The following is an 8438-nucleotide window of genomic DNA, read 5'->3' as shown; positions in this document are numbered from 1 at the left end:
TCCGACAAGATGATCCGCCGCCATCCGCACGTGTTCGGCGATCACGCCTATGAGGACCTCTCCGCCCAGGTCGAGGGCTGGGAGGCCCTGAAGGCCCAGGAGCGCCAGGCCAAGGCCAAGCACGGGGTGCTGGACGACGTGCCCACGGGCCTGCCCGCCCTCACCCGCGCGGTCAAGCTGACCAAGCGCGCCGCCCGCGTCGGCTTCGACTGGCCCACGGCCGCCGAGGTCCTGGCCAAGCTGCGCGAGGAGACCGAGGAGATCGCGGTCGAGATCGACGCCGGCGACATGGCCAAGGCGCGCGAGGAGCTGGGCGACATCCTGTTCGTCTGCGCCAATCTGGCCCGTAAGCTGGACGTCGATCCGGAAGACGCGCTGCGCGCCACCAACGCCAAGTTCACCCGCCGCTTCGCCTTCGTCGAGGCCGGCCTGGCCCAGCGCGGCAAGACGCCGGATCAGTCCGACCTGGCCGAAATGGACGCCCTATGGAACGACGCCAAGGCGGCGGAGAAGGCCTAGCTGGCCGCCTGGACCATGGCGTCCGGGAACTGGCGCTCGAAGCGGCCGAGGGCCTGGCCGTCGAGGCGCGCGACGATCGTGACCTCGCCGGCCGGGCCGTCGTAACGGCTCAGCACCCGGCCGTTGCGGTAGATCCAGGCGAGGGCCTCGCCGTCCTGGGCCTTGAGCTGGATCTCGACCGGGGGCGAGTCGTCGATCAGCCCGCTGATCCGGCGCAGCAGGGCTTCGCAGCCCTCGCCCGTCACAGCCGAGACCGGCGAGGCCCCGGTGCGGCGGGCCTGACCTTCGATGACCTCGCGATCCTCTTCCGAGAGCAGGTCGATCTTGTTCCAGACCTCGACGACGGTCTTGCCTTCGTCGAGCGTGACGCCCAGTTCGCCCAGCACCGTCTCGACGTCGCGGGCCTGGGCCTCGCTGTCGGGATTGGCGACGTCGCGGACGTGCAGCACGACGTCGGCCTCCTGCACCTCCTCGAGCGTGGCGCGGAAGGCCTCGACCAGTTCGTGCGGCAGGTCGGAGATGAAGCCCACGGTGTCGGACATGATCGCCGGCCGGCCGTCGGGCAGCTTCACGGTGCGCAAGGTCGGGTCCAGGGTCGCGAACAGCATGTCCTTGGCCAGCACCTCGGCCTCGGTCAGGCGGTTGAATAGCGTGGACTTGCCGGCGTTGGTGTAGCCGACCAGGGCCACGGTCGGATACGGGACCTTCTTGCGGGCGCTGCGATGCAGGGTCCGCGTGCGGCGCACCTCATCCAGCTCCTTCTTGAGTTTGATGATGTTGTCGCGGATCAGGCGGCGGTCGAGTTCGATCTGGGTTTCGCCGGGACCGCCGGTCGAGCCGGTGCCGCCACGCTGGCGTTCCAGGTGGGTCCAGGTGCGGACGAGACGCGAGCGTTCGTATTCGAGTCTTGCGAGCTCGACTTGCAGGCGGCCTTCGCGGGTCCGGGCGCGGCGGGCGAAGATCTCCAGGATCAGGCCGGTGCGGTCCACGACCTTCACCTCGAGCGCCTTTTCGAGGTTGCGCTGCTGGATCGGCGTCAGCTGGTCGTCGAACACGGCGACGTCGATGTGCTCGACCTCGCAGATCGTCGCGAACTCCTCGATCTTGCCCTTGCCGAACAATGTCGCGGGCGTGACGGCGCGCAGGGGCGCGATCAGCGCCTCCACGACCTCGAGATCGAGCGCCACGGCGAGGCCGACAGCCTCCTCGAGCCGGGAATTGGGATCCCGGGCCTCGAGGGCCGCCTGGCCGCGCAGCTGCCGCGCCGGATGGATGACGAGCGCCTTCAGGATCGGCGCGGCGTGGTCAATCGACCTGGATGTGGATTTTGACAAGCGTCTCAGTCGTCGGAGTCGGCGCTGGGCTCATAGAGCTGCACGGGTTGCGCCGGCATGATGGTGGAGATGGCGTGCTTGTAGACCAGTTGCGACTGGCCGTCGCGACGCAGCAGGACGCAGAAATTGTCGAACCAGCTGACCACGCCCTGCAGCTTCACGCCGTTGACGAGGAAAATGGTGAGCGGCGTCTTCGACTTGCGCACGCTGTTCAGGAACGTGTCCTGGAGGTTTTGCTTCTTCTCGGCAGACATCGGGGGTTCCCCTCTCATTGTTCTCGGAGGGCCACACGCCCCCCACACAAACAAGTCCATGCTAGATGATTTTTCGCCGAAAGCGACAAGCCGCCAGCGAAAATTTCCGCGAGGTCACGCTACCAGCGACTGACCTCGGCGAAATTTGCTCCGGATTCAGACGGCTTTCTGGCGCGCGCGGTCGATATAGGAACGACGCAGCCGCGCCGCCACTGGCCCCGGCCGCCCATCCCCCAGTTTGACGCCGTCGATCTGGATAATCGGCGTCACCAGCGAGCCGGCGCCTGTGATAAAGGCTTCCTTGGCGGCCTGCGCCTCGGCGATCGTGAAGGGCTTCTCGCTGATCGTCAGGCCGGCCTCGCGGATGACTTCCAGCAGCGTCGAGCGCGTCACGCCCCGCAGGATGTTGGCGTTGGTGTCGCGGGTGCGCAGCATACCTTCAGCGTCCACGATCCAGGCGTTCGACGAGGCGCCCTCGGTGACCAGGCCCATGTCATCGACGAACCAGGCCTCGATCGCGCCACGCTCGCGGGCCGCTTGCTTGGCCAGGGCGTTGGGCAGCAGACCGATCGACTTGATGTCGCAACGTCCCCAGCGGTTCTCCGGGACGGAAACGACCGCCCCGCCCTTCTCCGCCTTGGCGTTGGTGGCCGCGCGATCGATCGACTTGGCGGTGATCACCACCGAAGGAAGCACGGTGGGGTTCGGGAAGGCATGATCGCGGCGAGCGACGCCGCGCGTCACCTGCAGATAGACCAGGCCCTCACGCACCTTATTGCGCCGGACGGCCTCGCGCAGGACCAGGGTCAGCGACGCCTCGCTCATCGGGTGAGCGATGCGCAGCTCGTCCAGGCTGCGCCACAGCCGCGCGAAATGCCCCTCGGCGTCGGCCAGCTTGCCGTCGAACACCGCCCAGACCTCGTAGACGCCATCGGCTAGCTGATAGCCTCGATCCTCGATGTGAACGGCGGCCTCGCCGTGACGCACGAACCGACCGTTCACATAGGCGAAACGCGACATCTACTCTTCCTCTTCCGCCCGGGCGCCAGCGACCCCCAAGGACTTCAGCTTGCGGTGCAGCGCCGAGCGCTCCATGCCGATGAAATTAGCGGTCCGCGAGATATTGCCGCCGAAGCGCAGGATCTGGGCGTTCAGATACTCGCGCTCGAACAGCTCGCGAGCCTCGCGCAGCGGTAGGGCGATGATCCTCTCGGCGCCGATGGCGCCGGCGTTGCCGCCGGTGGGCTGATCGGCTCCCGACAGCATCTCGGCGGTGATGACGTCGCCCGGTTCGCCCGAGGCGAGGATCAGCATCCGCTCCACGTTGTTGCGGAGCTGACGGACGTTGCCCGGCCAGGTCTGGACCTGAAGCGTGGCCAGAGCGTCTTCGCCGAGCTTGCGGCGCGCCAGTCCCGTCGCCTCGCTGATGCGATCGACGAAATAGTTGATCAGTTCGGGGATGTCCTCCCGGCGCTCGGCCAGGCCGGGAACGCGCACGGGCACCACGTTGAGGCGATGGAAGAGGTCTTCCCGGAAGCGCCCCGCGGCGATCTCATCGCGCAGGTCGCGGGAGGTGGACGAGATCACGCGGACATCGACCTGCACGTCGTTGTCGCCGCCGACCCGCCGGAACCGCTGCTCGACCAGGATCCGCAGGATGCGGCCCTGGGTCTCGCGCGGCATGTCCGCGACCTCGTCGAGATAGAGGGTGCCGCCGTGCGCCCTTTCGAACACGCCGATCTTGCGCGGACGGCCACCCTCGCCTTCCTCGCCGAACAACTCCACGTCCAGGCGCTCGGGCGCCATGCCGGCGGCGCTGACGGCGACGAACTCCTGCTTGGCGCGGGTGCTGGCGCCGTGGATCAGGCGCGCCACCAGTTCCTTGCCCGCGCCGGGCGGACCCGAGACCAGCACGCGGCTGTTGGCCGGGGCGACCTTCAGGATCAGCTGTCGCAAGGCCTGCGCCGCGGCGGACTTGCCGATCAGTCCGTCGGGAGCCAGCGTCTGCGTGCGCAGGCGTCGGTTCTCGCGCCGCAGCCCGGCCGCCTCCAGAGCGCGCTCGACCACCAGAAGCAGTCGATCGGACTTGAACGGCTTCTCCAGGAACTCATAGGCGCCACGCTTGATGGCGCTGACGGCGGTTTCGATATTGCCGTGACCGGAGATCATGATCACCGGCAGGTCGGCGTCCAGCGCCTTGACCATGTCCAGCAGCTCAAGACCGTCCATGCCGCCGCCCTGCATCCAGATGTCCAGGACCAGAAGGGCGGGTTTACGGGCCCGGATCGCCGCCAGCGCCTGGTCGGAGTCGGCGGCCGTACGCACGGCGTAGCCTTCGTCTTCCAGAATACCGGCCACCAGTTCGCGGATGTCGGCCTCATCATCCACCACGAGAACGTCGGCGCTCATATCATCTCCTCAACGCCACTCTGGGCCGCGGCGAGCAGACGCGCGGTCGTCGGAAATTTCAGGATCACGCGAGCGCCAGGGAGCTCGCGTGCGTCGGTGAGGGCCAGGCTGCCGCCGTGGTCCTCCATGATCCGCTTGACGATGGCAAGGCCTAGCCCTGTCCCCTTCTCGCGGGTGGTCACATAGGGCTCGGTCAGCCGGTCCCGATCCTTGGCGGGAAGTCCGACGCCGTTGTCCTCGATGGTTACGCACAGGTCGTCCGCATCCGAGACCAAGGTCGCGGTGATCCGACCGCGCAGGCCTGGATCCGCCAGGCGCCTTGCGCCGACGGCCTCGCCGGCGTTCTTCAGGATGTTGGTCACCGCCTGGCCGATCATTCGCTCGTCGCAGGTCACCCAGACGTCTCCGTCTCCAGGCTCCTCAAGCTTCACCTCGATCTCGGCGTCCTGGAACCGCTGGGCGAAGACCGCCTGGCGCAGCATCTCGGTCAGGTTGGCGGGCTCGAAGCGGGGCGCGGGCATGCGCGCGAAGGCCGAGAATTCGTCGACCATACGGCCGATATCGCCGACCTGGCGGATGATCGTGTCGGTGCAGCGATCGAAGGTCTCTAGGTCGCTGACGATCTCCTTGCGATACTTCCGGCGCAAGCGCTCGGCCGACAGCTGGATCGGCGTGAGCGGGTTCTTGATCTCGTGGGCGATGCGACGCGCCACGTCCTTCCAGGCCGCGTTGCGCTGGGCGGCCACCAGACGGGTGATGTCGTCGAACGTCAGCACAAGACCCGCCGCGACGTGACCCGCCGCGCGAACGCGGAGACGCCGTGTCTCGCCCTCGCGCATGATATCGACCTCGACGTCGGTGTCCGGTCGGCTCTCCTGCAGAGCCTCCATCACCGTGGCGAACTCTGGCGCCAACTCGATCAGGTCGACGCCCAGAGCGTCGTCGGGAAGTCCCAACAGCGTCACGGCCCGGCGGTTCACCGCAGACACCCGCCCACGCTCGTCGAGGCTGACCACGCCGGCGCTGACGCCCGAAAGCACCGTCTCGATGAATTGGCGACGGCTCTCGGCGTCGAGGCTGGCGGCCTTCAGGGCGGCCTGCTGCAACTGCAGTTCGCTGGTCATCATGTTGAAGGCGTTGGACAGCGCCCGGATCTCCTCGGGTCCCGAACCAGCCCCCACGCGAGCGTCGAGGTCACCGCCGGATACACGCCCGGCGGCCTCCACCAGGTCGGCGACCGGTCCCGCGATGGAGTTGGCGGCCGCGATCCCGACCCAGATCGCCGCGACCAGCACCAGCAGCGCGGTCTCTAGATAACTGAGGCCGAAGATCGCCTGGATTCGGCCGCGGCTACGCTCGGCGTCGCGATAGGAAACCAGCGCGTCCTGGGTTTCGATCAGGTGGGTCAGGATGCCCTTCTCGATCGGCCGGACGACATAGAGATAGCCATCGGGAAAGGCCTTCAGCTTGTAGAGGGCCCGAAACAGGTCGGTCGACACGAAGCGCTGGGCGCTGACCTCGCCGCTGTCGGTGCCGTCATAGCTGGATGGCGGCGGCGCCAGAAACGGGGGCGCGTCGCGGGTCTCGGCGCGAGCGAGGATCCGCCCGTCACGATCGAGGACATAGGCCGCGGAGAAACCATTGTCCTCGGTGAGACCGGCGAGGAAGTGACCGAACGCCACCGGCGACTGGGACAGGGCCGGCGCCGCCTGGTTGAGATTGGCGGCCATCGGGCCGACGTGCTCGGAAATGTATTTGGTCTGCTGCTCGACGTACGAGTTGGCGACCTTGGCCGAGTTTCCCACCACCGTCTGGACGCGCTGGCTGAACCAGCCATCGACGCCGCGATTGACCAGAACCCCAAAGAACAGCGCCACGATCACCGCGGGCGCAACGGCCGCCAACGAGAACAGTCCGACGAACCGCAGGTGCAGACGAGCGCCGGCGTCGCTGGCTCGGGCGTCGATCAGATCATAGAGCCTCAGACCTACGATGGTGGCCACGCCCAGGATCAAGGCGAGGTTGAAGCCGAGCACGATCAGAATGACGGTGCTGGCCGTGCTGATTGAGTCGGTCTTTGGTGGCGACGACGCCAAGGCGACCCCGGCGACCGTCAGCAGAACGGCGACCGCGTAGCCCCCGCCCACCAGATAGCGTGACCGCAAAAGCTCTCGCCACCAGGCCCGGCTGAACCGGGTCGGCGGGGCTTCCGATCCGGTCGCGTAAGCCACTGAAGCCATCGCCGTGATTTTAGGAGGGTGTGCCCTAAATTCAACAGCTATGTGCTGAGAAAGCTGCAGCCTCTAACATCGGAAGCGCGGCCTAACGGCGACCGCGGGTCATCTCCACGCCAAGGTCTTGGATCTTCTTGCGCAACGTGTTGCGGTTCAGGCCGAGAATTTCGGCGGCGCGCACCTGGTTGCCCCGCGTCGCCGACAGGGTCAGCTGAATCAAGGGGCGCTCCACTTCCTGCAGAACCCGATCGTACAGTCCCGGTGGCGGCACGCCGTCGGGCTGATCGGCGAAGTGCGAAGCCAGATGCCGCTCGACCAGGGTCGACAGCGTCACGGGACCTTCTTCCGAGCGGACGGCGGGGGTGTGGTCCTGAAGCTCCCGATCCACGATGCGGGCGGTGATCAGCTCCTCGGCGTAGAGGGCGCACATCCGCCGCATCAGGTTCTCCAGCTCGCGGACATTGCCGGGCCAGGGGTGGCTTTTCAGGCGATCGAGCGCGCTCTGATCGATGGTCTTGGCCGGTAGTCCCTCGCGGGCGGCGCGCAGCAGGAAGGTGCGAGCCAGGTCTGGAATGTCCTCGACGCGGTCACGCAGCGGCGGCAGGCGCACGGGCGCGACGTTGAGACGGAAGAACAGGTCCTCCCGGAACAACCCCTGCTGGATCAGGCCGCGCAGGTCGCGGTTCGTGGCGGCGATGATCCGGACGTTCGGGCGCCGGCCGGTCTTGGGATTGATAACCGGCTCGGTGCCATCGATCACACGCAGCAGGCGGGTCTGGGCGTCCAGCGGCATGTCGCCGATCTCGTCCAGGAACAGGGTGCCGCCATCGGCTTCGACGAGACGCCCGTTGTCGCCCTCACCGCGTCCGAACAGCTCGACCTCGACACGCTCGCGCGGCACCGCCGCAAGGTTCAGCACCACGAATTTGCCGTCGCGACGACGGCCCAGCTCGTGCAGGGCGCGGGCGACCAGTTCCTTGCCGGTCCCGCTTTCGCCCAGGATCAGGACGGTCAGGTCGGCGCCGACCAGACGCGCGATCGTGCGATAGACCTCCTGCATCGGGGCCGAGCGACCGATCAGCGGCAGACGTTCGTCGCGCATGGCGCGAGCCTGGGCCTTGGACGCCTCGGTGTCGGCCGGACGCGACAGGGCCCGGCGGGCCGCGGCCGTGACGTCGTCGAGGTCGAAGGGCTTGGAGACGTACTCGAAGGCGCCGGCGTCGGCGGCGTTGACGGCGGTCAGTAGCGTGTTCTGCGCGCTCATCACGATGATCGGCAGCTTGGGGCGCTCCTTGCGGATGCGCGGCAGCACGTCGAAGACGTTCTCGTCGGGCATCATTACGTCGGTGACGACCAGGTCGCCCTCGCCGTCCGTGACCCACTTGAGCAGCGTGGTGGCGTTGCCGGTGGCGCGGACCTGATAGCCCAGGCGCGTGAAAGCCTGGCTGAGCACCAGGCGCACCGAGCTGTCGTCATCTGCGATCAGGATCTTTTTGCTCGCGGCGTTCATGCTCACGCGTCTCCGGAAACAGTGTCGGGAGCGCCATTTTGGGGCGCGACGGGCAGCAGCACGCGGAACACGGTGCGGCCGGGCTCGGATTCGAAGTCGATCAGGCCACCGTGGGCGGTGACCAGCTTGGTGACGAGGGCAAGGCCAAGGCCGGTGCCGTTTGCCTTGGTGGTGACGA

Annotated in this window: 8 protein-coding genes; 1 reads left to right on the top strand and 7 read right to left on the bottom strand. The window is 67.4% G+C overall.

The annotated features are described in order from the left end of the window. Nucleotides 1-519 (top strand): MazG family protein (mazG, locus tag VJ655_RS03980; protein ID WP_324109772.1); only part of this gene is annotated, 519 nt, incomplete at its 5' end. On the opposite strand, the gene hflX is transcribed toward mazG, so the two are convergent. From hflX to VJ655_RS03945, 7 genes are all read right to left on the bottom strand, one after another. Beyond that, on the bottom strand, nt 516-1853 hold the full coding sequence (gene hflX / locus VJ655_RS03975; protein WP_324109771.1) for a GTPase HflX: 1338 nt from the start codon (nt 1851-1853) through the stop codon (nt 516-518). The genes mazG and hflX overlap by 4 nt on opposite strands. A gap of 5 nt (nt 1854-1858) precedes the next feature. After that, entirely contained in the window at nt 1859-2107 is a 249-nt protein-coding gene (gene hfq / locus VJ655_RS03970) for an RNA chaperone Hfq (protein ID WP_013079113.1), read from the bottom strand. Between the two features lie 156 nt (nt 2108-2263). Beyond that, complete coding sequence (locus VJ655_RS03965; protein ID WP_324109770.1) at nt 2264-3127, bottom strand: D-amino-acid transaminase; 864 nt, start codon at nt 3125-3127, stop codon at nt 2264-2266. Next, nucleotides 3128-4516, bottom strand: coding sequence for a nitrogen assimilation response regulator NtrX (ntrX, locus tag VJ655_RS03960; protein ID WP_324109769.1), 1389 nt, complete (start codon nt 4514-4516; stop codon nt 3128-3130). Further along, nucleotides 4513-6756, bottom strand: coding sequence for a PAS domain-containing sensor histidine kinase (locus VJ655_RS03955; protein ID WP_324098519.1), 2244 nt, complete (start codon nt 6754-6756; stop codon nt 4513-4515). The genes ntrX and VJ655_RS03955 overlap by 4 nt, the downstream gene beginning before the upstream one ends. An 82-nt stretch (nt 6757-6838) precedes the next feature. Then, nucleotides 6839-8260, bottom strand: a complete 1422-nt coding sequence (locus VJ655_RS03950; RefSeq protein ID WP_324098517.1) for a sigma 54-interacting transcriptional regulator — start codon at nt 8258-8260, stop codon at nt 6839-6841. A 2-nt stretch (nt 8261-8262) separates the two neighbouring features. Next, on the bottom strand, nt 8263-8438 hold a 176-nt coding region (locus tag VJ655_RS03945; RefSeq protein WP_324109773.1), incomplete at its 5' end, for an ATP-binding protein.

Origin of the sequence: Caulobacter sp. (genome assembly GCF_035254145.1) — a bacterium.
Taxonomy (GTDB): Bacteria; Pseudomonadota; Alphaproteobacteria; order Caulobacterales; family Caulobacteraceae; genus Caulobacter.
The sequence above is the reverse complement of the archived record's forward strand: the minus strand, read 5'-3'. Positions and strand labels throughout refer to the sequence as shown.

Bases quoted from the DNA above. Each gene is read 5' to 3' on its own strand.
- hfq (WP_013079113.1), bottom strand. From the start codon at position 2,107: ATGTCTGCCGAGAAGAAGCAAAACCTCCAGGACACGTTCCTGAACAGC.
- VJ655_RS03965 (WP_324109770.1), bottom strand. From the start codon at position 3,127: ATGTCGCGTTTCGCCTATGTGAACGGTCGGTTCGTGCGTCACGGCGAG.
- ntrX (WP_324109769.1), bottom strand. From the start codon at position 4,516: ATGAGCGCCGACGTTCTCGTGGTGGATGATGAGGCCGACATCCGCGAA.
- VJ655_RS03955 (WP_324098519.1), bottom strand. From the start codon at position 6,756: ATGGCTTCAGTGGCTTACGCGACCGGATCGGAAGCCCCGCCGACCCGG.
- VJ655_RS03950 (WP_324098517.1), bottom strand. From the start codon at position 8,260: ATGAACGCCGCGAGCAAAAAGATCCTGATCGCAGATGACGACAGCTCG.